General features: G+C 44.6%; 23 protein-coding genes and 1 riboswitch. Of the genes, 2 read left to right on the top strand and 21 right to left on the bottom strand.

Annotated features, from left to right (window positions below; genetic code table 11):
* Positions 1 to 34 precede the first annotated feature (34 nt).
* The 13 genes from ACFVP7_RS02535 to lrpC form a co-directional block, all read right to left on the bottom strand.
* The gene (locus ACFVP7_RS02535; RefSeq protein ID WP_051632932.1) at positions 35 to 997 is read right to left on the bottom strand and encodes a hypothetical protein; all 963 of its coding nucleotides are present in this window, start codon (positions 995 to 997) and stop codon (positions 35 to 37) included.
* An 8-nt stretch (positions 998 to 1,005) separates the two neighbouring features.
* Positions 1,006 to 1,599: a DUF5819 family protein gene (locus ACFVP7_RS02530; protein ID WP_014478874.1), complete on the bottom strand. Its 594-nt coding sequence runs from the start codon at positions 1,597 to 1,599 to the stop codon at positions 1,006 to 1,008.
* A gap of 44 nt (positions 1,600 to 1,643) precedes the next feature.
* Positions 1,644 to 2,009, bottom strand: coding sequence for a hypothetical protein (locus ACFVP7_RS02525; protein WP_014478873.1), 366 nt, complete (start codon positions 2,007 to 2,009; stop codon positions 1,644 to 1,646).
* Positions 2,010 to 2,243: 234 nt separating this feature from the next.
* Complete coding sequence (locus ACFVP7_RS02520) at positions 2,244 to 3,968, bottom strand: pyruvate oxidase (RefSeq protein ID WP_338732357.1); 1,725 nt, start codon at positions 3,966 to 3,968, stop codon at positions 2,244 to 2,246.
* A gap of 66 nt (positions 3,969 to 4,034) precedes the next feature.
* Entirely contained in the window at positions 4,035 to 4,484 is a 450-nt protein-coding gene (gene mutT, locus ACFVP7_RS02515; protein WP_029726552.1) for an 8-oxo-dGTP diphosphatase MutT, read from the bottom strand.
* Between the two features lie 58 nt (positions 4,485 to 4,542).
* Positions 4,543 to 6,366 carry a potassium transporter KimA gene (gene kimA / locus ACFVP7_RS02510; protein WP_003234374.1) on the bottom strand — a complete coding sequence of 608 codons (1,824 nt, stop codon included), beginning with the start codon at positions 6,364 to 6,366 and terminating at the stop codon, positions 4,543 to 4,545.
* 196 nt (positions 6,367 to 6,562) lie between these two features.
* Positions 6,563 to 6,706: riboswitch (cyclic di-AMP (ydaO/yuaA leader) on the bottom strand.
* A gap of 136 nt (positions 6,707 to 6,842) precedes the next feature.
* The gene (locus ACFVP7_RS02505) at positions 6,843 to 8,954 is read right to left on the bottom strand and encodes a cellulose biosynthesis cyclic di-GMP-binding regulatory protein BcsB (protein ID WP_396582955.1); all 2,112 of its coding nucleotides are present in this window, start codon (positions 8,952 to 8,954) and stop codon (positions 6,843 to 6,845) included.
* Between the two features lie 5 nt (positions 8,955 to 8,959).
* On the bottom strand, positions 8,960 to 10,222 hold the full coding sequence (locus ACFVP7_RS02500; RefSeq protein WP_003246697.1) for a glycosyltransferase: 1,263 nt from the start codon (positions 10,220 to 10,222) through the stop codon (positions 8,960 to 8,962).
* The gene (locus ACFVP7_RS02495; RefSeq protein ID WP_134982073.1) at positions 10,215 to 11,924 is read right to left on the bottom strand and encodes a DUF2334 domain-containing protein; all 1,710 of its coding nucleotides are present in this window, start codon (positions 11,922 to 11,924) and stop codon (positions 10,215 to 10,217) included. The genes ACFVP7_RS02500 and ACFVP7_RS02495 overlap by 8 nt, the downstream gene beginning before the upstream one ends.
* 10 nt (positions 11,925 to 11,934) lie before the next feature.
* Positions 11,935 to 12,786, bottom strand: coding sequence for a cyclic-di-GMP receptor EpsK (gene epsK / locus ACFVP7_RS02490; RefSeq protein ID WP_086343469.1), 852 nt, complete (start codon positions 12,784 to 12,786; stop codon positions 11,935 to 11,937).
* Positions 12,767 to 13,855 (bottom strand): lipoprotein YdaJ, encoded by a 1,089-nt coding sequence (locus tag ACFVP7_RS02485; protein WP_086343468.1) that lies wholly within the window; start codon positions 13,853 to 13,855, stop codon positions 12,767 to 12,769. The genes epsK and ACFVP7_RS02485 overlap by 20 nt, the downstream gene beginning before the upstream one ends.
* Positions 13,856 to 14,057: 202 nt before the next feature.
* Positions 14,058 to 16,241, bottom strand: coding sequence for a DNA topoisomerase III (locus tag ACFVP7_RS02480; protein ID WP_003246684.1), 2,184 nt, complete (start codon positions 16,239 to 16,241; stop codon positions 14,058 to 14,060).
* Between the two features lie 64 nt (positions 16,242 to 16,305).
* Positions 16,306 to 16,740 carry a transcriptional regulator LrpC gene (gene lrpC / locus ACFVP7_RS02475; protein WP_003246585.1) on the bottom strand — a complete coding sequence of 145 codons (435 nt, stop codon included), beginning with the start codon at positions 16,738 to 16,740 and terminating at the stop codon, positions 16,306 to 16,308.
* Positions 16,741 to 16,924: 184 nt separating this feature from the next.
* Between lrpC and ACFVP7_RS02470 the strand changes: the two genes are divergently transcribed.
* Positions 16,925 to 17,215: a DUF3817 domain-containing protein gene (locus tag ACFVP7_RS02470; RefSeq protein ID WP_015252794.1), complete on the top strand. Its 291-nt coding sequence runs from the start codon at positions 16,925 to 16,927 to the stop codon at positions 17,213 to 17,215.
* 44 nt (positions 17,216 to 17,259) lie between these two features.
* Here the strand turns inward: ACFVP7_RS02470 and amj are convergent, their stop codons facing one another.
* From amj to ACFVP7_RS02445, 5 genes are all read right to left on the bottom strand, one after another.
* Entirely contained in the window at positions 17,260 to 18,069 is an 810-nt protein-coding gene (gene amj, locus ACFVP7_RS02465; RefSeq protein ID WP_375060395.1) for a lipid II flippase Amj, read from the bottom strand.
* 505 nt (positions 18,070 to 18,574) lie between these two features.
* Positions 18,575 to 18,997, bottom strand: a complete 423-nt coding sequence (locus ACFVP7_RS02460; protein ID WP_375060394.1) for a pyridoxamine 5'-phosphate oxidase family protein — start codon at positions 18,995 to 18,997, stop codon at positions 18,575 to 18,577.
* Positions 18,998 to 19,074: 77 nt separating this feature from the next.
* On the bottom strand, positions 19,075 to 19,626 hold the full coding sequence (locus ACFVP7_RS02455) for a GNAT family N-acetyltransferase (protein ID WP_163131622.1): 552 nt from the start codon (positions 19,624 to 19,626) through the stop codon (positions 19,075 to 19,077).
* Between the two features lie 87 nt (positions 19,627 to 19,713).
* Positions 19,714 to 20,217, bottom strand: a complete 504-nt coding sequence (gene lyxE, locus ACFVP7_RS02450) for a D-lyxose ketol-isomerase (protein WP_003234400.1) — start codon at positions 20,215 to 20,217, stop codon at positions 19,714 to 19,716.
* Positions 20,218 to 20,232: 15 nt separating this feature from the next.
* Positions 20,233 to 21,093 (bottom strand): SDR family oxidoreductase, encoded by an 861-nt coding sequence (locus ACFVP7_RS02445; RefSeq protein ID WP_042977133.1) that lies wholly within the window; start codon positions 21,091 to 21,093, stop codon positions 20,233 to 20,235.
* Between the two features lie 155 nt (positions 21,094 to 21,248).
* Here ACFVP7_RS02445 and ACFVP7_RS02440 point away from each other — a divergent pair, with 155 nt between their 5' ends.
* Positions 21,249 to 21,845 carry a class I SAM-dependent methyltransferase gene (locus ACFVP7_RS02440; protein WP_014478864.1) on the top strand — a complete coding sequence of 199 codons (597 nt, stop codon included), beginning with the start codon at positions 21,249 to 21,251 and terminating at the stop codon, positions 21,843 to 21,845.
* A gap of 19 nt (positions 21,846 to 21,864) precedes the next feature.
* On the opposite strand, the gene ACFVP7_RS02435 is transcribed toward ACFVP7_RS02440, so the two are convergent.
* The 3 genes from ACFVP7_RS02435 to ACFVP7_RS02425 all read right to left on the bottom strand — a co-directional run bounded on the left by ACFVP7_RS02435 (position 21,865) and on the right by ACFVP7_RS02425 (position 26,760).
* On the bottom strand, positions 21,865 to 23,376 hold the full coding sequence (locus ACFVP7_RS02435; RefSeq protein WP_375060393.1) for a class I adenylate-forming enzyme family protein: 1,512 nt from the start codon (positions 23,374 to 23,376) through the stop codon (positions 21,865 to 21,867).
* 211 nt (positions 23,377 to 23,587) lie between these two features.
* Positions 23,588 to 25,672 (bottom strand): mannitol operon transcriptional activator MtlR, encoded by a 2,085-nt coding sequence (gene mtlR / locus ACFVP7_RS02430; RefSeq protein WP_101169821.1) that lies wholly within the window; start codon positions 25,670 to 25,672, stop codon positions 23,588 to 23,590.
* 185 nt (positions 25,673 to 25,857) lie between these two features.
* Positions 25,858 to 26,760, bottom strand: a complete 903-nt coding sequence (locus tag ACFVP7_RS02425; RefSeq protein ID WP_217011609.1) for an aldo/keto reductase family oxidoreductase — start codon at positions 26,758 to 26,760, stop codon at positions 25,858 to 25,860.
* Positions 26,761 to 26,836 lie beyond the last annotated feature (76 nt).

Genomic DNA, 26,836 nt, shown 5'->3' with positions numbered 1-26,836 from the left:
TATAACAGTCTGACATTAACATTTAAACGATATTTTAAATGGTGGGATTTCTTAACTTTTGGTTGAAAATATTCCTAAACTTCAGTTTAAACTTATCATAAATTCGTGATAAAAACTTGTACAATTTCCTATACTCCGTATCCGTTATAAACAATAAATCAAGGGCTATCATTATAACACCAAATTGAAGAAGACCCATAAATATAATTATAGATAAATGAAAAAGAATTGAACCTATAAGCAGGGGAATTTTAAAATACCTATTCCAAACTAATATTGGAAACATTAGCTGGAGAAACAATGCTGAGTATGTTCCTAATACTAGAAGATAAGGGTTATCAATAACGAGATTTGTAAACCCTTTGTTTATACTATATTCATCAACCTGTAGTATATAGTAAAGTGCGGTCCCATGGGTCCACATTTTTCCTTGCGCTTTGTTAAAGCCCGCAAAAAAATAAAGTAAAGACACTTGAATCATTGAAATCATCACTGAGAAATTGTGAATAATAATAGTAACTTTAGACTTTTCTTTCGAACGGGATTCAGTATGAATAGTAAAAAACTCACCTAAGGATGCAAAAATAAGATACAACATAATAAGAATAAGAATATTATTACCACCGTCATGTATATAAGGATTCCTTTGATATAAAGACCAAACCCAAATAAAATTTATGATGCTGACTATTCTCATTTTATACCCTAATATATACAGAGTATTAATGACTATTCCACTTATAAAAATAAACTCAAAATATAACTGTGAGTCACTAAAAAGATATAGAGAAGTAAAACCATAATCTTCAAAGCATTTTTCAAATGAATAAAAAGCATTAGGTCCCCATATTTCATTCCTTTGAGCAAAGTGAATTAAATAAGTAAACATAATATGTAATCCAATAAATATCCTTAAGATGCTTGAACCTATTAAATAATGCATTTTATTTGACATTAAATGATTAAAATTTCTGAACTTATTTAAAATAATTTTCAAATTAAATCTCATTCCTTTGTTAGTAAATTGATATGGGGGAACTGCTGTACATTAAATTTTGACTTCCCCTTCTTTCCATACTCAGGAAACGATTCTATAGACAACTTAACATCTAATGATTCTAATTTTACTTTCTTACTTCTCTCTATTTTTTTCACAGCTATACTAGATATAATTTGGATGTACTCGTTCTCAATTAATTGTTTATTCTTCTTTTTATCATTCAGTTTTAGATACGGTTGAACCTCAAAGACAGCACCAGAAAGCGCAGTTTTCATTAATCTGTTTGGTGAAAATAAATTGTTTTTAATATCTGCATTATAACTTTCTGTAATATCTATCCACTCAGTATATTCTTTTTGTCCTTTATTATTTGTAAAGACCCCCCTGCAGATAATATTATTATTTGTGCTTACCGGATCTGGGGCAAATAATTGCCAGTTTTGAGTAAATAATGGATTCATATACGTTGAAATTAATTTCTCATGCTTAAAGTTAACAGGATTTAACGGCAAGTTATACATTATCATTATTATTGTATGGAATACTACTAATAAAGAAAGGAACAAAACAAGTAAATTATATTTCCTCTTTGTCTTCAAATTATACAACCTCCATTTGAAAAGGAAGGGAGGCCCCTTCCTTTTTACCTACCAAATTCCGCAACTTCTGAAATATCAATATCCTTGTGATCTTGAGGATTCACTATATAACATGCATATTTTCTAGCAGGAGCTGCACTATATATAGATTGTGCATTAGCTTTGTTTGCTTGTTTTCCCAACCAATTTCCAGCGGCTTTAATGCCATCATAAACTGCTGCACTAACAATACCGGCAGCAACTCCAGCAGCAAATGCATTTTTTGTTGTGTATTCATCTTCACCAGTATTTAATTCAATATGTTTTACCTGTTTAATATGCTCTGGTGCAGCTTGCGTTGTATAAGAATTCGCAAAAAATGTTACTCCTAATACCCCTATTGAAATTGTACTAAATAACTTTTTTTTCATAATCTAATTCCCCTTATACTTATTTTTATCGACCGAAACACTTATCCTTATAGTTCCTCCTTTTTTAAAAATTGGAAATACAAGGACATAATAACATATCATTTTTTTATATGTAAACACTTTCTTACAATACATCTATGATCCTATGAGTCGACATCTAAATCTAAAAATAGGTTTTTCAATTTAATTAAAAGGGTTATTGGGAGTTATCCCAATAACCCATAGTTATATTCACTAAAATAACCGTTTCAAACTTTTCTTCAGTGACGGCATTTCAAATTTTTGGTTTTCGAAGAAGTTTTTCAGCATGTATTTGCTAAAGCCTTTCGCCTGCCCGTAGGTGATTTTGCCAGGCAGCGGCGGTTCGTTTCCAATCATGACATCCACAACAACAGGTTGGTCAGAGTGCAGCGCCTCATGGAATGCCTGCGCAAGCTCTTCCGCTTTGGTCACTTTGATGCCCTTTGCTCCGCAGCTTTCTGCAAATGCGGCATAGTCGACATTTTGAAGTTTTGTGACATAGTCGATATTGCCTTTGACCTGCTGCTCGTACTCAATCATGCCGAGATTTTCGTTGTTTAAAATGACGACTGTGATCGGGAGCTTATATTTGACGGCGGTCGGAAGGTCCTGCATGACCATAGAAAATCCCCCGTCACCGCAGACGGCGATCGCCTGGCGTTCCGGTTCGGACAAGCTTGCTGCAATCGCTCCCGGCAGGCCGCAGCCCATTGTCGCAAGCCAGCTGGAGACGATGAAATCCTGGTTCGCGTTCATTTTGAAATGACGCGCCATCCAGACTGTCACAGTGCCGACATCGACAGAGAGCACCGCATCATCGGCTGCCGCTTCCTGAAGACGGGCCACGACCTGCTGAGGTTTAAGCGGTGTTGTTGCCTCTGTCTCATCTTTTTCAATTTCGTTCCACCAATGCTGCATATGTTCTGTGCAGGCATTCAGGAATCTTCTGTCTTCCTTGCGTTCAATATACTCTGTCAATTCGCGCAAACCGAGAGCCGAATCACAGACAAGGCCCGCTGTCACCGGATACCGTTTTCCGATTTTTGCCGGGTCTGAATCGAGCTGTATCGCCGGCGTGTCATCAGGCAAATAATCACGGTACGGGAATGACGTTCCGAGCATGATTAATAAATCACATTCCTCCATTGCCTCGTAAGCCGGCTTTGTTCCGATCTGACCGAGGTTGCCGAGAAAATGCGGGTGCTTATCGGGAACAACACCCTTTGCCGGGAGTGTAACAACGATCGGAGCGGCGGCTTTGTCCGCAAATTCTAAGAGCTCACGTTTCGCCTTTTTCATTCCCTGCCCTGCCAGGATAATCGGCTTCTTAGCGTTATTAATATATTGGGCGCAGGTGACGAGCTGTTCTTTTTTCGGTTCAAGGTTCCCTTCAATATACACTGGTGAAGTATACACGGGCTCACGTTTGATTTTCTCCGCAAACAAATCATCTGACACGCTCAATACCGCAACGCCTTTTTTGCTGTAGGCGGTCCTGATCGCCTGATTTAAGAGATCTGGAAGTGATTCTGCGCTATGTACCTCTCTGTTGAACACAGCCACGTCCTCAAACATTTGCTCCAGCTTGATCTCCTGGAAATAGTCCCGTCCGACTTCGCCAGAAGAAACCTGTCCTGCAATCGCCAGCACAGGGGCGCCGTCCGCTTTTGCATCATATAAACCATTTAATAAGTGCACCGCTCCCGGCCCTGCGATTGACAGACAGACTCCGATCTTGCCGGTGAGTTTTGCTTCAGCCGCGGCTGCCAGTGCCGCTACCTCTTCATGGCGAGTTTGAATGAACTTCAGTTGATTTCTTTCGTGTCTTAATTCTTCAATAAACTCATTTATACTGTCTCCGGGGATGCCGTATACGTGATCAACTCCCCATTGCTCAAGCAGCTCTGTCATTACTTGTCCTGCAGTTTTATGTGCCATAACGTATCCTCCTTTTTCCTTTTTTCAATACCACAGGAGAAAGGCTTTAAAACCCGGAGACCTGAATCACTTGCCCAGTCTTCTTTTCAACAGGTCGATCGCCGCGAGCAACCCTCTATCCTTGACGGTGACATTTACATCTTGAGCGCCGTTCTTGAAATCATTGATCTGCCTTTTTCGGTTCGGCACCATAAAAAGCGGCAAACGCCCCGGGGAAACCCACTTTAATCCCGCTGTCTCTGTGCCGTCAGCCATTGCTTGTCCGCCTGTTATGCTTCCGAAAAACAGATGCTGTTCATCTTGAAACTTTGGCCTTTGGTAAACACCTATTTTCGCAGAAAGCGCTGCATTGTATCCCGTTTCTTCCAATACCTCCCGCACTGCCGCTTCCTCAGCCGATTCCCCGGGATCAACCCTGCCGCCCGGCAAATCCCATAGAGGGACATCTTTTCGTTTCACCAGCAGAATTTGCTGACTTTCGTTCAATACGATCACAAAAGCACCTTGTGTATACACCGCCATACCTCCTTTTCCCGCAAAAAAGGACCAAGGTGATTCCCTTGGTCCTAGAGGTTTACTTTTTAAAATGATACGGCAGTGTGGCAACCATTATGTCCTTTTTCCAGAACAGCCGGACTCTGAGGAGAAAGGCCGATTGGTTGTGAAGGATGGTGTGCCAGCGTTTTTTCGTTATAAATTGCGGAAACAGCACCATAACGGAAAACTGCTCCTTCTTCGCTTTTGCCTCAACTGTTTCCAAAAACTTATCAAACGGATGGACAAGGCTTCTGTACGAGGAGTGAAGCGTAACGAGACGCACTCCGTTATTAAGCTCTTCCCAGCGTTTTTCGAATTTCTTTTCCTGTTCTCTGTCAAATGACACGTGAACGGCGATCACTTGATCGGACAGTGATTTCGCATAGTGAATCGATTTTTGCACGACGGTGGTGACACCGGCCACAGGCACAATCACAACGGTGCCTTTGATTTCTTCCGGCTCTTTGTCTACGATGCGAAGCTGTTCGCCAACTGCTGTATAGTGATTTTTAATCGCAAAAAACAGCAAAACAACGATAGGCATAAAGATTAACACAGGCCATACGACATTAAACTTCGTCACAAACAGAATGGATAGAACCATAAACGATATCAGAGCGCCGCAGGAGTTGATCAGCATTTTTCCGATCCAGCCTTTTGGTTTTTGCTTGATCCATTTCATGCACATGCCGGTTTGTGAAAGCGTAAATGGAATAAATACGCCCACAGCATATAACGGGATTAAGTGCTCCGTCTGCCCTCCGAATAAGATAATGAGAACAATGGAGGCAAAGCCTAAAAAGATAATCCCATTTGAGAAGCCTAAGCGGTCGCCCCTGACTGTAAACATCCGCGGCATATACTGGTCTCTCGCCAGGTTGAAGGCAAGCTGCGGAAAGGCTGAAAATCCTGTATTTGCCGCAAGGACCAAAATAAGCGATGTGACACCTTGGATGACATAGTAGAACACATTCCGCCCGAAGGTTTCGGATGCAATTTGTGAAACCACTGTTTCATCAGGCTTCGGCGCCGTACCATACCCGTACGCGAGAACCGTGATGCCGGAAAACAGAATCGCCAGCAAAATCCCCATCATCGCAAGCGTTCTTGCCGCGTTTCGCGCAGGCGGGTTTTTGAATGCAGGAATCGCATTAGAAATGGCCTCAACCCCGGTCAACGCTGAGCATCCGGAGGAAAAAGCCTTAAGCAGCAAAAACAGCGTAATGCCGGCTACAGGTGTGCCGAGCGGTGTATGATGGGCTGGCTGGTCTATTTGTCCTGTCATAAGTTTAAACAACCCGACTGCAATGAGAACCAAAAGCGCCACCACAAACAGATAAACCGGGTAGGCAAGTATGGATGCTGATTCCGAAAGACCGCGCAGGTTCAAAATCATAATCACTAACACGAGAAAAATAGCGATCGGCACATGATAATCATGCAATGCAGGAAAGGCTGACGTGATGGCGTCCGTGCCTGCGGAAATACTTACCGCTACTGTTAAAATATAATCAACAAGCAATGAACCGCCCGCAATCAATCCCGGTTTTTCACCGAGATTTTCTTTAGAAACGACATACGCCCCGCCGCCCTGCGGATAAGCGTAAATAATTTGCCTGTATGAAAGAATCAGTGCGAGCAGTAATATGAGAACGCCCACCGCAATCGGAATGGAGTACCAAAATGCGGCAGCACTGATTGTTGCCAAAATGATTAGAATTTGTTCTGTCCCATATGCGACAGATGACAGCGCATCTGAGGAAAGCATAGCCAAGGCTTTTAATTTCGTCAGTTTTTGCTCTCCAGCTGCTTGGGATTTTAGTGGTTTCCCAATCAAAAAACGTTTGATTGAATGATACATCGATGTCTTCCCCTTTTAATTTCTCATTTTTCAATTAAAACAATAAAACATCCATCAGTGTCTTGCTCTCACATGTTGATGATAGTCCTTTCTGCTATGATGTCTCTGTATGCGATTTGCATTCAAAAATGAACAACAAAAAACACAGAGGCAAACGGATGCCCCTGTGCCATAACATCGAACACAGGTTTCATTCATCTCCTCTCACGAACGCTTACGAGGTTAGCTGACGGATTCGGGCATATGAGAGTTAGCCCTACCTAAAAAGGATTCACCCCAACGGCAAAAAGCCGTTCTATTGGGTCCCCCGCTCTGATTTCAGATTAAGCGATTTGTTTTCTAAAAGAGATCATACTCCCGTTCCCGCACGTTGTAAAGAGGCTTATTGGCTGAGAGAAAAAAATAAAATGACAGGTTCCACAAATGGAATTTACTTACCAAAAATAAAAAAAACAGAGGCTAAAATCGCCTCTGTTTTATTCTGTATCTGTCTTTCTTTTTCTGCGTCTTACGGCAATCCAAATGAACACTGCCGCAACCACCATAATGAGTGCCAGCACACCAATATACATCCATTTCTGGCTATGATCCTGTGTTGGTTGTTCAGCATCGGAACTGTTTGTTTCCGATTTGAGCTGCTGGTGGTTTGTAAACACCTGCTGGCTATTTGTTTCATTAAGGACGGTTGCCGACTCATCGTTGCTGTTCAGATAACTGATGATCTCTTTTGTGACAGCCGTGCCAACTCCTTTTGACGGTGCAAAGACTGCCATTGTATAGCGTGAATCCCAAACCGATGCTTGGGTAAATACCACTTGTTTTGTCGTCTCATTCAGCATCTCGAAACCAGATACATCAAACGAGCCGTTCTTTTCCTGCGGCACAAGCAGATCTGATGATTTCTCCTTCAGAAGAGAAAATTGATTGATCCCCCCTATGAAAATGAGGTTTCGTCCTTTCGCATCCTTTGCTGTAACGTCAGATGATTTCTTTACCGTATATGAATGCTGTGCTTCGCTGCCAAAGGATTCCGTCACGAGAGAAAGCTCCTCAAGCTTCGATTGGCTTACGGTGTCAGGAAGCACGATTAACGTTGTTTGATCCTGGTTTCCGGCGTAAGGCAGCGGCCACTCTTGAAAATTCGCTGACGGAGACATGCCTTTGATGGCGTATGATAATGTACTGTTTTTATCGATAAAAACCCACTTTTCTTCATCAGTGGTGTTGCAAGGGTTGTTTTCCTTTAAACCGGTCGTGACGAACTGAATATCAATGTAGCGGTTTTTTTGCAGCAGCTTAGGGTCCACTTTCACTGTGACATGATAGAATCCGTTTTTATCTTCTTTTCCTAATTCATCAAGCCGGACCGAGTGCGGCTGGCCGTTGATCATCACTTTCAGTTCTGCAGCCTGAGAGGCTGACTCGTTTTCAGCCGTTGAGGCTTGAATCGTTTCAGACTTTTTTAGTTTAAGCGACAGCTTCGCCAATTGGTTTTCATCTAAAACAGCCGAAGCCGGATAAAAATAATGTGCTGAAGATGTTTTGTCAGCTCCAATTGTGATATCACCCGCTCCTAAATTCTCAAGGGTCAGCTTATCGCTTTCTTTTTTTTCAGTCTGCTGAAGCTTGCTGATTGAAAGTGTATCGCCGCTGAGCTGGCCTGTATATGTCTGATCTGTCATCACGCTGATTTTTTTAGTAAGCGCGTCCTCGGACGCCGCTTGCGCAAACAGAACCGGCTGCTGTTTGCCCTCTGCTTTCAGCACCCGCTCCGCAAGCAGAAGGTTTTCTCCTTTTGCCTGTAGTCCGGCTTGTTTCAACAGGTTTTTCACTTTGCCGTTCCAATGCTTGTCCACGCCGATAACAATCGTCGGCTTATCGATTTTTTTCAGTTCAGATTCCGTGACATACGCAATACTGACACTGCTGTCCACCGTTTTCAAATAGCCTTCTGTTTTAACAGCAGCTTCTATTTCTGCTGAACTTGGGTTATCCGGAATGACGATAGCTGTTTCTTCCGCTGTATTTCCAGATTGGGCGAAAGGATACGGATAATGGTCCAGCGACGTTCCCTTCGCTTCACTGCTGTCAGCAAGTGTCAGCCGGCTGTCCGGATAAATTTTGATCCAGTTGCCTGATGTATCCTGTCTGACGCACACGCCCTCTTTCATTACGCCGTAGAATTTCAGTGATACGTTGTGATAGCCTTGCGCAGACTGGCTTTTATTCAGATGCAGCTTCACTGTTTTCCGTTTGGAATCACGATCAAGCTTTAACGTCTTGACCGGTTCATCATCAATGACAGCCGTTAACGATGATGGAGAAATTAAAAGATTTGATGCCTCGTATTCGATTACCAATTGCTGATTGCCCGAAGAGGCGCCTGCCGGGATCTGGTACGTCAGCTCTGCGCTGTCTTTTGATCCATACAGTGTAATCAACTCGCTGGTCAGCACCTGCTGTTTGGCTTGTTCTTGGCTGCTTTTCCCGAGGAGCGAACCGCTGACCTGTACGTCTTTGGCAAGAGCCGTTTGTCCAGTCATCGCCAGCAGCATGAAGCTTGTGAGAAAAATCATTATTTGTTTCAAAAAGGTCACCCGCTTTTATGTTGATTGTATCGTTCTGTCTTGTACCATTTGACCTCTTGCTTGAATAAACGGTGCTTGATTTCTACGAATAAAGAGTAGATAACAAGCACAATCCATGCCTGTGAGTATGTGAAGTACATGAGAAATACGATAAAAAAGTTTTGCTTGTTCATTTCTGTTTTTTCAATGCTCAACGTAATCATGACCTCTGTCATAAATAAGAAAAACGCCAAAATCCAGAGAATCATTGCCAAAAATCCAACAGACAAATGCAAATCATAAAACAAATTCACTACAAAAATCGCATTTGACATGATCACGCCAAAGAAAAACAGAAAGTACGTAAAGAAAAAATAAAACAAATCAAAGATAATCCGTTTTCGTTTCAGCTTAAAAAACTGCGCCAAAAATTTGAGCACGACATATTGATTGCCGCGCGCCCATCGGGTGCGCTGGCGCCACCATACCTTCCATGTTTCCGGTTCCTGCTCCCACGTGATGGCGGCAGGGAAAAAGCGGATGTGATAGCCGAGATTATATACCCGGATGGTCAGCTCAGTATCCTCAGCGAGCGCTTTGTCATCCCAGCCTCCGAGCTTTTCGATAATGCTTCTGCGGATCGCAAAGTTGGTGCCTGGGATCGTGGCGATTTTGAACCACTTCCATCTGCCTCCCTGGGCCATCCACTGAAAACAGATCGTTTCGATATTAATAAACCTCGTCAGCAGCGTCTTTGCCGCATTGATGACGCGGAATTTCCCTACCACGGCGCCTGCCTTTTCGTCATTCATCAGGCCGAGCACGAGGTAATACACGGCCATTTTCTCAGGCGTGTTGTCGGCGTCATACACACAGATCACATCGCCGTTCGATTCGGCAAAACCCGAGTTAAGTGCAGAGGATTTTCCTTTTCCTGCATTTGGCGGCTTCGTAATCACCATTTTGATGAAATCGTATTTCTCGGAAAATTCATTGACGATATCACCCGTCCGGTCTGATGAATTATCATTAACGACGATAATCTCCAGCCGGTCCTTCGGATAATAAAGGTTGACCATCGCCTTCAGCGTCTGCCGAATCACAACCTCTTCGTTATGCGCCGGGATGAGGACGCTGACCTTCGGCAGTTCCTTCATGTTTTCTCTCCACTTTGGAATATTCCGTTCGAAGGTCATATAGTGGCGAAACCCGCCCTGCATGAGAAACATGTGGTAGAGAAGCATAACCCATATTAAACTTAGCGAGATAAAGAACAGCGTATTACCCAAGGCTTCTTCTCTCCTTAAAAATTCGTTTTTTCAATGTGGCTCTCAAGTAAAACGTATAACTGACAAACATGATGACAAATAAGAGCACAACAGCGGAGAGAATCCATAACGCCTTTTCAAGAGGGGTTTGCCGGTGATGATCGAAAAACTCGTCAATGGCGCTTACGCCGTTTTTCACCTGAATCGTTCCGTCACCGCTTGTATGAATTTCCACTTTGTCTGTTTTGACGGTTTGTTTCGTTTTCTTTAAATCAAGCCATTCACTGTCTGGAATGCGTTCCATCTGATCAACCAGCTCCGGCAGATATTTCATCCCGAGGTACGGGTGATAAAATCCTCCGGCTACTCCGCCTTCAAAATCAATCATCTGGGAGATGTGCTCCTCCATCTCACCGAGCGGGTTTTGCTTCGATGTGTCGACAAAGCCGATCGTTTCCGGATAAAGCGTCATTCCGTGCAACATCGAAGGAGCAGTCACAAACGGAGGTGCACCGGATGTTTTCCATGTTGTGCTGCTGAGCTGGACCTGGCCGAAAATGCTTGTAAAATACTGCGAGGCGATTTGATAGCCATATTCGGACATCGTGTAATGCGGCGCTTCAAACGCCAGCGGGTAAAGACCCGATGATGTCAAATCCTCAATGGCACGCTTCAGTTTTTGTTTTGTATACGTTTCTTCCTTTTCCCGAAATGGTTCGAGATAGCTGTGATAGGCTTGTTCGTTCGGGAAGTCCTGTTCTTTCTCCAAAATGGACGGGGGATCTTCGGCATTTCCGGATGTAATCGGCTGATCCGCCTTTGCATCCCAAAATTCAAAGCCCTCTCCTGTTTCACTGTAGCGATAAGCGTGAGTATAACCGTGAACAATGATACTGCCGCCCATGCTTTGCAGCTTCTTCAGCACCTTGACCATCTTCGGTTGATCAGACAAATACACTTTGTCGCCTGTTTCCGGGTTCAAATAAACCGGAATGACCGCCAGGATAAAAGGAATATGCCGCTTATGCAGGTATGTACCGGCTTGGAGCAGCAATTTTTCATCAGACATCGGGCTGATATCCTCGAGACGCAAATACAATAACGTTGTCCCCGCCTTCTCTCCGAAAGCTTCTCTGAGCTGTTTCGCCACGATCAAATTGTCATTTAACAAATTTGTTAATCCAATGTACACATTCCCTTTTTTTGTTTTCCATATAAAAGAATGCGTTGTGCCTTCATCGGCTTTGAAGGTGTAAAGCGCCGTTCCTTTCAGGCCTGATACACTCAGCACGTTAAGCCCGCTTTCCAGAGACACATCGGCCTTTTCCGACTTGCTGTGAACCTGAAACACATTTTCTTTGCGGGCTAATGAAAGCCCAGAAAATTGGTTGATCTGGCCTGCGTTATAGCCAATGGCGACAACCGGTTTTTTTACGCCGCTGATAAGAGACAGCAATTTTTTGCTGAGCTTTCTTTTCGTTTGGCCGAAATAAATCACATGGTCTTTCCCTTTGAAATCCGATGCTTCAACGTCTGAATCTTTTTTGACTGTCACATGGGATGTAAAGTGGCCCGCAAGCAAATCGAGCATTTTGACTTGTGACGACTCTTTGCCGTCCAAGGTTGAGTAGATGATGAGAATGCCGGCATCTTGATCTTTCGCTTGCGCAGAAACGGGAAAAGACGCAATAGCTAAAAATAGAAGCATCATGACGCATGGCAATGTGATTCCTTTATAGTTCATTCATCATCATCTCGTTTTCCAGTTCTTCTAAAAATTGATCAGCTGTTTTGATATCGTTGCGGTAGGGCAAATAGCAAACGTGGAACGTAAGCGACACATACTTTCCATTTTCCAGCTGATATGTATCCAATTGTTTCTTCAGCTTAGTCAGAACTGCCGGCATATGTTCAGCAGGCGTGTGCGTCAGCACGATCCCGATACGCTCATCAGAGGGACGGAATTTCTTATCCGTTTCCCGAACGCTTGTCCTGATTTGCTGACTGACATATTGGAAGAGGCGGTCCGTTTCTTTTTCACCGTACAAAGACTTAAACTCTTTGAAATAATGCATATGCAGCAGCAAAAAAACAAAAGAATTGCCATAGCGCTCCGCCCGCTTGATTTCTTCTGAAAGCTCCAGCCTCATCCTTTGCTTGTTATCAAATCCGGTCACTCTGTCAACAGCAACATAGCTTTTAATTTCGGATTGAAGCCGTGTTATTGAGCGCCGAAGCTCTGCTGTAATATCGTGGATTCTTCCAGAAATAAAAGAAAACAGCAAAAGCGCGATTCCCCACACAACAAGCATTCGCAGCCCTTCCTCAGCCGGAAAGAGCGATGTCTGTCCAGTCTGGAAAAACATCATTAAGGTGCCGAGAACAAAGAGTACGATTAAGGTCACTGCCAGCGCGTAAATCGGGCCGAACCAGATGCCTGCGGCGATGACGCCAAATGTGATGCAAAGGATCAGAGCACCTTCTGATTGCTGGGCTGACACATAATAAATAAACAAAGACAGGGCCGCGATGAGCCCTGAAAAATAAGCAAATAATTTTTGTGATTCACTGAATGATATTTTCATTAAAAAGCTTCCTTTCGGCTAACAGCGGCAGCAGATTGTCAAATGAATGCGTCTGAGTGCCGCTCATATAGCCTCCATAATACGATTTCACCGGATCATGAATTTCAAAGTCATTCATTCTGTCATATATGGCTTTGATGACAGAACTGTTTTCATGCTGTTTTGTCAAAAACAATACGGCTAAGGCATATACGGATGGAGACTCATATTGGACGGCAGGCTCCTTCGTATCTGCCGAATACCGCCCGTACAGCTTTCCGTTTTTCTGAAATTCCTGCTTGATCCAGTCCGCTAAAACAGATGCTTTTTCATCCCCTTCCGGCAAATGCCAAGCAGCGTAAAGCTGATCAATCAGGTTGATTTCACTATCATATGTGTATTCCTTCGTCTCCGAGCTGTATGTCTTCGGCAGAAAGCCATTTTTTAAAGGAGCTGAATAGAGAACATTGGCATTCCGCTGTTCTGTGTCTTCGTCTATGATTCCATTCTTCTTTAAGACAGCTAAGGCGTCAGGCATGACGTATGAAAGCGTCACATCCTTTGAAGCGGCCTGTGAGTCGTAATAGTCTGTAAATAACCCATTGTTCATATTGTATGTCTTCAAAGACGTGCCGATATCCCTAGCCGTTTGCGCGTAGTCGCTGCGGCCCCATTTTGCGGCGGCTTGGTCAAGAGACAGCATAATTCTCATATCATCTATCAGCGCATTCGTCCCGCTCGCTTGGCCATTTTGAATCTTCCACGTCACCAAGTGATTGCTCATCAGAAATGAATCAGTCAGATGCTGATATTGATCCTGGAAATGCGGTGCGTCATTTTTGCTGAGCAGAAACTCCATCCACAGGCCGAGAGATTCCGACAAGTAAGAAGGCTGGTCTGAAAAATCGGTTTTGATCAGCCCTTTGTCATTCATTAAATTGTGATAGATGAAATATTCCGCCGGCTGGAGCGGGCTGGCATTCACTTCTGTCGCCGACTGATTTTGGGTCTTGTTTCCAGCTTCAGCACACCCTGCGGAAAGTCCGATAGATAAGAAGAATAAGATGACAGCAATTAGTACATGCCTCACAGGCAAATCCCCCTTTGTCGCCTGAAGCAAATCAGACGCTCACAAATAGTTATAGACGAAAATATGACTGCCATGTTACAAAGTACATTTACTATAAAAGAAAAAAATGCAGATTGCTAGCTTTTTTCCCCTTTTTGAACATTAAGAAAACAGGGCCTAAGTCCACTAAAAAAACCTGTGCGATAGGCACAGGTTTTTTTTATTATTTATCCAAACCAAGTTTTTTCAGCTGTTCTGCCAGCGCGTTGTTAATCGGCTCATCTTTATTTTGTTTTTTCATATAAGAGGATACGTCCCGTTTGGTAGCACGCGCTTTGTCTTTGTTTTTTCGTTTTTCAAATACAGAGAGCTTTTCACGGTGACCGCACACACACGCAAAGGTTTGGCCCTCGCCTTGGCCGCGAAGCTCCATTCTTTTATGGCAATTCGGGCAGCGTGCGTTTGTTTTTCGAGCAATCGTTTTTCTGCTTCCGCATTCACGATCTTGGCACACGAGCATCGTCCCGCGTTTGCCGTTTACTTTCAGCATCATTTTGCCGCATTCCGGACATGCCGTTCCCGTGATGTTGTCATGTCGGAAGGTTTGGCTGCTGTTTTTGATTTCTTTTACCGTTTGGTGAGCGTAAGCCTTCATATCTTTAATAAAAACAGCCGATTTCAATTTGCCGGCCGCGATCGCAGACAGCTTTTGCTCCCATTCTGCTGTTAAGGCCGGTGATTTCAGATCCTCCGGAACAAGCTGCAGGAGCTGTTTTCCTTTAGATGTGATAAAAATATCTTGGCCTTTTTTCTCGATTAAAAAGCTGTTGAACAGTTTTTCAATAATGTCGGCACGCGTTGCCACCGTGCCGAGGCCGCCTGTTTCTCCAAGCGTTTTGACGAGGCCTTTTTCTTCTCCCTGCATAAACGCGCTTGGGTTTTCCATCGCTGACAGCAAGGTTCCTTCATTAAAGCGGGCAGGCGGCTTCGTTTGGCCGCTTGTTTCCGTTAACGTGCGGACGGCAAGTGTGTCGCCTTTTTGAAGCGCAGGAAGTGTCTGATCTCTGTCATCCTCCTGCTCATCATCCTCTTCCGCCATATCATAAACGGCTTTCCACCCTTGCGACTGCACGGTTTTGCCTTTCGCCGTAAAGGTTTCTCCGCCGATTTCTGCGATGACCTTTGTTTCCTCATATTCGAATGCAGGCATTAATACAGCAAGGAAACGTTTCGCAATCAGGTCATACAGCTTTCGTTCTTTATCACTCAGGCTGCTGAGAACGAGCGGCTCTTCGGTCGGGATAATCGCGTGGTGGTCTGACACCTTCGCGTCATTGACATATCCTTTATGAGATTTAATGCCGCGTTTTTTAATTTGGCTGACATATTGGGCATACGGTTTTACTTCCATGCCTTCCAGACGGTCTTTTAACGTCGGGACGATGTCACTGGATAAAAATCTAGAGTCCGTCCGCGGATATGTGACGAGCTTATGCTGCTCATATAGCTTTTGCAGGACAGAAAGCGTTTCTTTAGCAGAAAAACCGAAGCGCTTGTGGGCGTCACGCTGCAGCTCCGTTAAATCATAAAGCGCAGGCGCAAAGCTTTTTTTCGCTGTTTTTTTCAGCTCAGCTACGACCGCTTGCTTTCCTTGGAGATTTTTTAGCAGACGGCTTGTTACATCTTGATTGAACGTTCTCGTCTGCTTTGATTTCTTATCCTGCCACGTCAGCGTCATGCCGTCGACTGCAGCACGGATGCCGTAATACGGAACGGGCGTAAACGCCTGAATGTCTGCCTCGCGCTTTGCAATCATGGCAAGCGTCGGAGTCTGCACACGCCCGCATGAGAGCTGGGCATTGAATTTTGTGGTAAGTGCACGGGTGGCGTTGATCCCCACAATCCAATCCGCTTCCGCTCTGGCGACGGCAGAATGGTACAGGTTTTCATATTCTTTGCCGCTGCGCAGCTTTTGAAAACCTTCCTTGATCGCTTTATCCGTCACAGATGAAATCCACAGCCGCTTGATTGGTTTTCGGACATTCGCTTTCTCAATGATCCAGCGCGCAACAAGCTCACCTTCCCGGCCTGCGTCAGTCGCGATGACAATCTGATTGACGTCTTTACGGGTAAGCTGGGATTTGACTGCATTGAACTGCTTTCCGGTTTTTTTTATCACCACAAGCTTTAAGGGTTCTGGGATAATCGGCAGATCCTCTAGGCGCCATGATTGAAATTCTTTTCCGTAGCCTTCCGGATCAGCAAGCGTCACCAAATGGCCTAAAGCCCAGGTCACAATATATTGATCGCCTTCGAGATAACCGTTTCCTTTTTTATGGCACTTCAGCACCCGGGCTAAATCCCGGCCGACTGAAGGTTTTTCAGCTAATACAACTGTTTTTGACATGCTTGATCACTTCTCTTTCTTTCACGCTCATCCTGTTATTATAACAGACTTCACGCGGCACTCTCTAACCGCGCCCGTTTTTCGTGTCAATTTCTGAGAAAATGACGTGAGTGACGGTTTGCGCGTAGGGCGATGTTTTGTTAATGAAATCTTCTACCGCTTCGAGGCTTTCGGCATTGATTTTCAGCATATAGCAGGCTGCACCCGCAATCCGGTAGCAAAATTCAATATTCGGCAATGTTTGAATATAGCTTTTGAACCGCTCGTAATCCGCGTTTTTAACGGTTGCTTCCACAATGCAGGAAACGGGAAGCCCCAGTTTTTTCTGGTCGACCTCCAGCGTGTATTGCTTGATGATGCCAAACGATTCAAGCTGTCTTACCCGTTCTGTTACAGATGGAGGCGACAGCTTAATTTTTCTGCCTAATTCCCTCATCGACAAACGGCTGTCCTTCTTCAGCTCCTCAATGATATTCAGATCAATCTGGTCAAGTTTCATTTCAACATCCTTCTTTTTTGATTTTGTACACATTATCTCGGGTATTTTTGTAAATGACAAGTACAGTTCCCTAGAAAAGGCATGTAAAAATGAATGTTTTCCGAACATTTTTTGAAAGCTGTCATATGCCCCTCCGGATTGTTTATAGTATAAAATGAAAACGTGTCCACAAGGAGGGCGATTTATGCTGCACACGCCGATCGGAAGACTTCGCACGATGGGTTTTATTGAAGGAATGTCACTCTTAATCCTGTTGTTCATCGCTATGCCGCTTAAATATTGGGCAGGCCTTCCGCTTGCGGTGACAATTGTCGGTTCGGTTCACGGCGGGTTGTTCATTTTGTATTTGCTTGTCTTGGCTTATGCAACCTTCTCTGTCAAATGGCCGCTGAAATGGTCAGCTGCCGGCTTCGTCGCTGCTTTCGTCCCATTCGGAAATTTTTTGTACGACCGCGGATTAAGGAAATATAAATAAGGGAACGCAAAAAAGGCTGGATTTTTATGATCCAGCCTTTTTTATTAAAACCACTTTGTCAGCCACGCGATATAGTAGGCCCCCGGAATAAACATGAGCTGGGCGAGGAGTGTGCCCGCCACCCTTGATGTGACCATTGTGACAGAGGTCCATTTTAAATAGATATAGCTTCGTTTTCCTTTTGCCACATCATCAGCTAGAACGGATACTTTAGGATCAACAAAAATGGCCAGCAGCATCGTCGCAATTCCGTTGATCAAACCCGAAGCCATGACGGCTGTCGTACTGCGCTCCGGCGCCAGAAGGCCTGCGTATAAAGCCGAAAGCACGCCAATCGTATAAATCGATGTGATCAGCATGTTGATGACAAACAAACGCTTCGGAATCAAGCGCATATGAAATCCTTTTACATATGAAATAGACGGCAGACGCAAATAAGAAATGGCATTTTTGAATCCTTGTTTCGAGAATCCCTTTCGGAAAACTTGAAAAACGGAGCCTCCGCCGCCCGCCAAGTGAATAATCGCCCGTGAAAAAAGAGCGACAAAAGACGGGAGCAGGATAATACCCAAAATGGTGCCGACTGTCGATCCGAAAATTAAAAAGCGGAACTGCTCCCCTACAATCGCCAGTGCGTTTTTTCCAGCATCATCAATTAAATGCCCGGTAAAGGGCTGCTGCACCATATTCGACATTCTGGATACGATGACCATGACATTAAACAGAGAAAGCGCGGACGCAATAAATCCAACGCGGGCTCCGGAAAGCCTTGTCGCATAGGCTAAGGTTTCTATCGAGTGAATCAGCAATAAAAAACAAAAAATAAAAAGTACTTGTGTTGTAATGACATGCACGTTATTCTTCCTCCAATTTCATCCTAGAGATAAGACTGGAAAGAAGACAAGGAGGTTTCAGTACGATGTGTTTTTTGCAATAAAAAAACCGTCCGGCGTACGCCGGGCGGTTTGTCTTATTCTTTTCTATACGCAAATAAAGATTATATCATCCGCCAAGTCAGGCGGGTTAGATTCATAAAGCATTGTTCCGAAGAATCATTCTGGAAAGTAAACACCATGGAAATTTCTTGAACACAAGACAACGAAAGCCCTACCTCTCAATCGTCACTGCGGCTCCGAAGCCGCGCCGGTGTGAATTGTAAAACAAAAAAGTCTTTTTTCCATCTCATCGTTAGGGGCGATTTGTTATGAAGGAAAAGAATAAGGGCAGCTGGTTATGCTGCTTGGGAAGCGGTAAGCTTCTCTCTCAAAACAGAAAAAAGAAGTTTACTTTCTTTTTTATTTGCTTATTTTTCTTACTAGCTATTCATAATAACATATCGCCCCTGAAAACACAAATTTTTTATAGTTCGAGTGAGACCGGTGTTTTCTCCCCGGCATTCATTAATCTGATATCCTCCGGTTCAATTTCAAGAATCACCAGATTCGGATCATCCTTGCCGTCAAACCAGCGCTCTAATTTGGAACTCCATATTTTGTCCTTGAGTTCTGCCGAATTGTTGATTTTGGCTTTTCCGGCAACTTCGACATATGCGTCGCCAAAACCTTCACAATCATAGCCTAATAAAATGTGGACATTGGGGTTGTTCTCAATTTCTTCTGCTTTATGAGTTTCCTTGCTTGTCGGTGTGTAAATCGTGAGCCCGTCATGGAAAAAAGTCATGTAGCGGGAATGCGGTTTGCCCTTTTGAACTGTTGCGAGCGAACCTACTTTATGGTGATCTAGAACATCAAGCATTTTTTGTTTAATGTCTTGCTGATTCATCTCGAATCACTCCTTTTTAACGTCTCCGCTGTTACTTTTCCACATCCGGGGAAGATTTAAACAAGAAAGTGTGCTCTTTATTTTTCGCCTTCCCATTCACGCTTTAACAGACTGTAGTAGACGAGGTCGTGATGCCTGCCGTTTACGTATAAGCCATCCCGTGCCCTTCCTTCCTCTAGAAACCCGATCCGCTCCGGAACCGCTCTGCTTTTTTCGTTTCCGACAGCCGCACAGATCGCCACACGATTCAGCTCAAGCTCTTCAAAAGCATACGTAATGAGTTTTCGGCAGGCAGCTGTAATAATGCCTTTCCCTTCAAATTCTTTAGCAATCCAATATCCGATTTCCGCCTTACGATTCACTTGATCAAGGTTATGCAGGCTGATCATGCCGCATAGGCTGCCGTCATAAAGGAGACCCGCCTCAATGCCGTTCAGGTCGGCATACTGGCGCCGCCAATCTGGAATGATTGTTTCTCGGTACGTTTCAGCGCTGCTTGGATTTTCCGCAAAAAACAGCCACTTGCCAAGCCGCTGCTGATTTTGGATAATGAGTTCGGCCAGCCGCTCCGCATCCTTCGGCTCCAATAATCGGATGGTGATGTGCTCATTTACCTTGCAGGTGAACATTGCCTCGCCCTCTTTCCTTTTTTACCCATTATAGCGATGATTCTGTTTTTTTCAATACAAAAAAGGATGGGCTGCTAAGCCTCATCCTTATATTCTTGGATCGGTAAAGATATCATGTTTATCCGTGCTCGTCGATGACATTTCCGTCACGACGGCACCTTCTTCCCCGGCCTGGAACCAATGCTTTGTGTTTGGGGGGATTGTATATTGCCCGCCCGGTTCTAGCTCAATTTCGTGCCAGACCGTATAGTGTTCTCTGTCTTCCTGAGGAGGGAGAACTTTTGGAAGCGGCGTTTTTTCTCCTTCTACGTAAAGATACACTTTTCCGTAGCGGCAGCGGAAGGTCTCCTGCTTGCCTTCCTGGCCGTCGACCGGCGGATGGCGGTGTTCCGGGCAAGTCTGTCCCGGAAACAGCACCAATTCCTTTGAACAATAACGGTCTGTATTGACGTAGACGAAGAGCTGGAGCCCGACTTTTCTTTCTTTTCCTAAGCCGTAATCCATCAGCTGGATTTGGTCTACTTCCTCGTCCGTTAATACAATCCCTGCTTTTTGATAGTAGCTGTTCACTTCTTCTTTCGTGATGCCCATATGTCTCACTCCCTCTTATGTCGTCACAAAGTTTCCGCCGTTGACATGCAGGGTCTGTCCTGTCATGTAAGAGGACTCATCTGATGCCAGGAGCACATAACAGCCGACGTGCTCAACAGGCTGTCCAGGACGGCCCATCGGCGTATCTTGCCCAAATTGAGCAACTGTTTCTTCAGGGAACGTAGCTGGGATTAGTGGCGTCCAGATTGGACCCGGCGCGACTGCATTTACACGGATGCCGTCTTTGACAAGCGCCTGCGCCATTGTTCTTGTAAAGGCATTGATCGCCCCTTTTGTCGCTGTATAATCAATCAGTGTCGGGTTCCCTACGTACGGGTTGATGGATGTCGTATTGATGATGGCGCTGCCCGGTTTCAGGTAATCAATTGCTTTTTTAGTCAAATAAAATTGAGAATAAAAGTTTGTTTTGAATGTGCGGTGAAGCTGTTCGCTCGTAATCTCTTTGATGCTTTCCTTCGGATGCTGTTCACCTGCATTGTTGACAAGGATGTCAAGGCCGCCTAGTTCCTTGACCGTTTTTTCAACCGCTTCATTGCAGAATTCCTCTTCACCTACGTCACCAGCAATCAGCAGGCATTTTACGCCTTCTTGTTCAACACGTTTCTTCGTCTCCTCAGCGTCTTCATGCTCATCCTTATACACAATGGCGATATCTGCGCCTTCCTTTGCGTAAGCGACGGAAACCGCGCGTCCGATCCCGCTGTCGCCGCCTGTAATAAGAGCTACTTTTCCTTTTAATTTGTCTGCTCCTTTATAATCCTCGTACTCATACACCGGACTTGGATTCATTTCACTTTCAATTCCCGGCTGGCGACTTTGAGTTTGTGCCGGCAGTTCTTTTGGATAATTTGCCATGATGATTCTCCTCCTTTGTTTTCATGTCTATTTGTTGTGTACCTCACACACTCTTTGGATAAACATGGCTTGGCACCTTCGCATTGCTTTATCAGAAAAATGTTTCACATGGAACGCTGGGAGGAAATTAACTCAAAAAGGGGGTTGGTTGCTGAATGATTAACATGCTTTCTAGAAGATTCAGCAGGCCAAAGGGCGTCATCGGCATGATTGCCGGGTACATCATGGCTGCTGAAAATCAAACACTGAATCAGTGGACAATCAATCAGCTGGGTATCACGCGCGGGGACAGCATTTTAGAAGTCGGGTTTGGCCCGGGATACTGCATGCAGCAGATGCTGAAACGCGAGAAGGATGTTCATCTTCATGGGATTGATGTGTCAGAGGCCATGCTGAAGCTGGCCGCCCGCAGAGTGAAACCAAAGGGCGTACGCCTGATACAAGGAAGCATCGAGACATTTCCTCTCCCCGCCTCGTTTTATGATAAAGTGATTTCCGTTAACAACTACACCATTTGGAATGACCAAACAAAAGGCATGAAACAGATTTATCGGGCATTAAAGCCAGGCGGCAAAGCAGCCATTACGATGCAGCCGCGGGAAGCGGATGCCAGTCCTGAAAAAACCAAATCATTTGGAAGACAGATGATTGCTGACTTTAAAGCAGCCGGCTTCGAAGACATTGATATACAATTTAAGAACATTAAGCCTGAGCTTTCCGTCTGTGCAAGTGCAAAGAAGCCCGCCACATAAAGTGGACGGGCTTCTTCTTTTATGAATGTACAGCCTGATTGCGCAGGACGTCTTTTTTCACCTTGCCAAGGTTGTTTTTCGGCAGTTCGTTAACAAATTCAACTTCAGGTATTTTGTAAGCGGACAGGCGTTCTTTACAAAATGCGATGACATCCTCTTCCGTGATGCGCTGGCCGCCATTTTTCACGATAAAAGCTTTCGGTTTTTCACCGTAAAGCGGGTCTGGAATACCGACCACAGCCGTTTCAAGGATTCCCGGGATCTGCTGGATAACTTCTTCAACCTGATCAGGATAGACGTTATCGCCTCCGTAAATAATGACATCCTTGTAGCGTCCCGTGATGAAAATAAAGCCATCTTCATCTACATATCCTGAATCTCCGGTTCTAAACCATCCATTTTGCAGCACTTTCGCTGTTGCTTCAGGATTGTCTTCATAGCCTTTAAATAAGAATGGAGTATGAACAACGATTTCGCCGATTTCTCCTTGAGGAAGTTCTTCTCCGGTCAGAGGATCTTCCACTTTGACTTTAACACCTGCCACAGGTTTTCCTGCAGATGCCGCTTTATCCATTCCCATATCAGGCGTCCATGTGCTGATGCCCCAAGCCTCAGTACTTCCATAGCCATGCGCGAGCGGAATGCCAATATCAAGATAGCGGCGTATTAGGCTGCTCGGCACTTTTGTTCCGCCTGTCATTAAAATAACAAGCGAAGATAAGTCAGTTTGGTGCTTTTCCCACGCCTCAAGCAAATACGTGTAGAACACAGGAAGAGCCATCACGGTCTGAATTTTCTCTTCTTCAATGACCTTCAGCATGTGAACAGGATCTTGATCCTCTGTAAACACAAAAGTTGTTTCTGCAAACGTTCCAAGCATGATGCAAATGAGCGCACTCGTATGATAAATCGGATGGCACGCGAGAAAACGAAGGCCCTTCATGCGTGCTATTGAGCTGTTGGATTTTTTAACGTATCTGTATATGCCGCCATGTGTAATCATGCATCTTTTCGGGTTTCCCGTTGTTCCAGATGTAAACATCAGAAGTGCTGTATCATCAGGGGAAACCATTTCCGTCTCTGGCAAATGATCAGGACCTGCAAACAGCGCTTCAAATTCAGCAGATGTTTCGTAAGCTGTTCCTGTTTCCATTGTTACACACAGTGAGGACAATTCAGGTAGAACTTCATCCAGTATCTCTTTAAACTCCGCTCCGTAAAACATCGCTTTCGGTTCACTTGCTTTTAAAATGCCTGTCATTTCATATGGTTTCAGCTGCCAGCTGACAGGTACGACAACAGCACCTATTTCAAGCGCGGCGAACATAACAGTTGATGCGGGATGGCCGTTTTTGCAAAGCAATGCAACACGGTCGCCCTTTTGAATTCCTTTTTGAAGCATGGCATTCGCCAGCTGATTAATCCGTTTACGGTAACCTTTATATGTCAGTGTATGGTCTCCGCTTTTTACAGCCTCTATTTTTTCGCTATTCGGCATGTCATGCAGAATCAGATGCTGTAATGTTTCCATATCGTCATCTCCTATATTCTCTTGAATCTTCAATAATTTGTTAGATTTTCTTCCTTACCTCACCCATTTTAACCCAAAAAAGATAACTTGTAAAACTATTTCATTTTGGAATTATTCCAATACTGAATGATAAAATAGTCCCACATTTTCTTATTTTGTTCCCCATCCACAGAAAAACACACGCCAAATTTTTGACGTGTGCCATGCAGGTTTACAGTATGTTTTTTTCTTTCATCCATGTGAAAAATATGCGGTTTAACCGCTGATACAATTCTTGTTCTCCTTCTTCCTGAAACCCCGCCATGCTTTCTCCGCTCTCGATAATTGCCGAGCTGATCGCGCTTAAAATCTCCGAGCCTTCAGCAGATAATGAGCCAGGCGCCATCATGACGAGAATGCGTGTCATCCTGAGGGTATTTCCGTCCATGCCATCCACTTCATAGGAGGTGCTGAGATCAAACATTTTGAAAAAAGGCAGGACGATTTCATCATTTTTGAGATGATAAAGCGCCATGTTTGTTCCGGGGATTCCCAATCCCCCTTGTTTCTCCCGCTCAGCCAGGCAAACCGCGGCTTTTTCCGGATCACGGATCAGGCCATCCTTCTTCAGCTGTTGAAAAAGCTCTAGCAGAAGCATGCTATGGTCCGGGTTTGTTTTGAGTTGAGCTAGCGTAAAATGGCGCAGAACATCTTGGATAACTTCCATATACCGCCCTATGCTTTCCGCCGCCTCCAGCATGTCAGGTACATCAGCTTGCTGCGCCTCTTCCTTCGGGCTTCTTTTTTTGTTAAGAATAAGGGGAATCTTCCGCTTGATATACTGCTTGACCTGGTTTGCGTCTTCCTCATTTAATAGCGGGCTGACCATGATGTAATCAATGTTTTCATAAGGAATCGGTACAGTGGACACAATCATATCATAGGCTTGAACATCCTTCCCCTTTAGCTCGATCAGGGATGACATATCAAACGATTCAATTTCCGGCAGCTCTTTTTTCAGTCTGGAGGCAAGCATTTTCGAGGAGCCGATCCCGCTTGAGCAGACGACAAGCGCTTTCACTTTTGCTTCTTCTTTTTTGATTTCAAGAGCCGAGCCAAAGTGAAGAACGATAAAAGCGATTTCATCATCAGAAAAGGACATGCCCGGAAAATACTTTTCGACGCCTTCTTCGATCGCCATATAAAGCAGAAAATAATCGCGCTTGATCTGTTCCTTCATCGGATTGTATATCTCAATATTTTCTTTTATGCGGCTGACGGCTGGCTCCAAATGGGCAATCAAGCCTTCATATAAAGAGTAGTTTTTCGTCAGATCCATTCTGATTTTGTCTGAAATAAAAGCAATGAGCCGCTTTGTTTGCAGGGCTGTTTCCAGCTCAATTTCCTGCGCTTTGTATTCTGTTTTGTATTTTCGATTGGCGCTTCGAAGATGGATTGTAATATAGCCGACCTCCGCCTCTGGAATCGTCACGCCGAAGGCACGTTCAAGCTCGCCCGCGATTTCAAGAGCCGAGCTGTATTCCTTCGCATTCTTCAGTTCCTCAAGCTCATTTTGCTCCATGGTGATGGTTTCCCCAAGCTTAATTCGTTCGATCGCATACGTCAGATGGACGACGAGCGCTATATAGGAGCTGTCGGACAATGAAAAAGCGATTTTTTCTTTGAGCTGAAATAAGATGCGCTCCATTTTTAACAGCTCACCTTTGCTGACAACCCCGAACATTTTCTCTGAAGAATCGGCTTTTCCTTTGATGTTTAATTCAACCGCTTCCAAAAACATTTGGATGTCGAGACGGTTCACAATCAAGTTGCCGACAATTTTCCGTTTCGCATTCTCCGGCCCTATAAGCTGGATGCCAAAACCTCTTTTGCGGATCAGTGTCAGTCCGAAGGGAGAAATCCACTTCTCGAGCTCATCTAAGTCATAGCTGACCGTGGCATTCGTCACCTGGAGATCATGAGCAAGCGTGTACAGTTTGACGGGCTCCTGAGACTCTAATAACGAACAAAGAATGAGCAGTTTCCGTTCGTCGGCGCTGTATTCATGCTGTTCATATGATAAATCAGTAAGCAGCTTTTGTTTATCTTCGGGACTTCCCACTGCTTTCAAACCTTTACCGGGCTGTTTATCTAACGTAAGCCCCACGGTTTCCATCAGCGGTTTAATTGATTTGAGTTCCCTGTGAATGGTTCTCGTGCTGACTTGCATCAGCTCAGCAAGCTCAGTTACGGTTATATATCTGTTTTGTAATAATAAGTGCTTTAACAGCTTTTGTTCTCTGGCAGTCATATACATAAAAAAGACCTCCTAGACTATCTTGATGTGCGGATGAAGTCGCAAGGAGATGCAGTAGAGGATATAGAGAGGTTTCCTTTTAATATAAAACGCTTTCAAGAAAGAATCAATCACTTATAAATGGTAATTTGGCACTAAGCGGTGTGACAATATTGAAAAAGCATCAGCTGGTAAGCTGATGCTTTTTATGGAATATCGTAACCCTGTACGGCTGTAAAAATGCGGAACCATTGATCCTGGTCAAGCTTGTATGACAACGCATTTATCGCGGCGGAAATCCGCTCGCGCTTTCCGCTTCCGACAATCGGCATGATGCCGGCCGGATGCGTGAACAGCCATGCGTACATGACCTCGCCCAATGAAGCGGCGCCGATTTCCCCTTGGACGGATTCAAGCGCCGTGCGGACACGCCGGTCTTTTTCCGTGTCACCAGTGAAAACTTTGCCGCCTGCCAGAGGCGACCAAGCCATCGGCGGTATCCGTTTTTCCTGACAGAGGTTCAAAGTGCCGTCGAGCACATTTTCTAATTCATATGCGGAAAGCTCAATCTGGTTGGTCACGAGCTTCTCGGGCAAATACGATTCCAGCATCCGATACTGGTGATCTTTAAAATTTGAAACGCCAAAGTACCTGACCTTGCCAGAGCATTTCAAGGCCTGAAACGCCTCTGCTACCCCCTCCGGATCCATGAGCGGGTCCGGTCTGTGAATCAACAGCACATCGATATAATCCGTCCTTAAGTTCATAAGCGATTGCTCAACGGATGCCAAAATATGCGATTTGCTTGTGTTATAATGATGCGATCTGTGAGCGGGCCGTTCAGGCGATTCAAGAACGATACCGCATTTTGTGACCAGCTCTATGTTTTCTCTTAATCCAGGCGAAAGGGCAAGGGCGTTTCCAAACAGCTTTTCGCACGTATAGCCTCCATAAATATCCGCATGATCAAAGGTCGTGATGCCGTGATCGATACACCATTCAATGAGGCTCAGAAGTTCAGCATCTGAATAGTTCCATTCATTCAGCCGCCAAAGCCCGTGTATGACTCTTGAAAATTGAAGATCCTCCGCCAATTGAATACGCTGCATGCAAAATCCCTCTTTTCTTTGTATAAACCGGGTTTTGCCCCTTACTAGTTCATTCGGCCTCAGATCCCCTTTTTCC

Origin of the sequence: Bacillus sp. SG20033, from assembly GCF_044570195.1 — a bacterium.
In the GTDB taxonomy this organism is placed as follows: Bacteria; Bacillota; Bacilli; order Bacillales; family Bacillaceae; genus Bacillus; species Bacillus subtilis.
The sequence above is the reverse complement of the archived record's forward strand: the minus strand, read 5'-3'. Positions and strand labels throughout refer to the sequence as shown.

Excerpts from the sequence above, each read along its gene's own strand:
- ACFVP7_RS02480 (WP_003246684.1), bottom strand. The coding sequence starts at position 16,241 with ATGTCAAAAACAGTTGTATTAGCTGAAAAACCTTCAGTCGGCCGGGAT.
- ACFVP7_RS02525 (WP_014478873.1), bottom strand. The coding sequence starts at position 2,009 with ATGAAAAAAAAGTTATTTAGTACAATTTCAATAGGGGTATTAGGAGTA.
- mtlR (WP_101169821.1), bottom strand. The coding sequence starts at position 25,672 with ATGTATATGACTGCCAGAGAACAAAAGCTGTTAAAGCACTTATTATTA.
- ACFVP7_RS02440 (WP_014478864.1), top strand. The coding sequence starts at position 21,249 with ATGATTAACATGCTTTCTAGAAGATTCAGCAGGCCAAAGGGCGTCATC.
- lrpC (WP_003246585.1), bottom strand. The coding sequence starts at position 16,740 with ATGAAACTTGACCAGATTGATCTGAATATCATTGAGGAGCTGAAGAAG.
- ACFVP7_RS02455 (WP_163131622.1), bottom strand. The coding sequence starts at position 19,626 with ATGTTCACCTGCAAGGTAAATGAGCACATCACCATCCGATTATTGGAG.
- ACFVP7_RS02520 (WP_338732357.1), bottom strand. The coding sequence starts at position 3,968 with ATGGCACATAAAACTGCAGGACAAGTAATGACAGAGCTGCTTGAGCAA.
- ACFVP7_RS02470 (WP_015252794.1), top strand. The coding sequence starts at position 16,925 with ATGCTGCACACGCCGATCGGAAGACTTCGCACGATGGGTTTTATTGAA.
- lyxE (WP_003234400.1), bottom strand. The coding sequence starts at position 20,217 with ATGGGCATCACGAAAGAAGAAGTGAACAGCTACTATCAAAAAGCAGGG.
- ACFVP7_RS02460 (WP_375060394.1), bottom strand. The coding sequence starts at position 18,997 with ATGAATCAGCAAGACATTAAACAAAAAATGCTTGATGTTCTAGATCAC.
- ACFVP7_RS02445 (WP_042977133.1), bottom strand. The coding sequence starts at position 21,093 with ATGGCAAATTATCCAAAAGAACTGCCGGCACAAACTCAAAGTCGCCAG.
- ACFVP7_RS02425 (WP_217011609.1), bottom strand. The coding sequence starts at position 26,760 with ATGCAGCGTATTCAATTGGCGGAGGATCTTCAATTTTCAAGAGTCATA.
- ACFVP7_RS02435 (WP_375060393.1), bottom strand. The coding sequence starts at position 23,376 with ATGGAAACATTACAGCATCTGATTCTGCATGACATGCCGAATAGCGAA.
- epsK (WP_086343469.1), bottom strand. The coding sequence starts at position 12,786 with ATGAAAATATCATTCAGTGAATCACAAAAATTATTTGCTTATTTTTCA.
- kimA (WP_003234374.1), bottom strand. The coding sequence starts at position 6,366 with ATGTATCATTCAATCAAACGTTTTTTGATTGGGAAACCACTAAAATCC.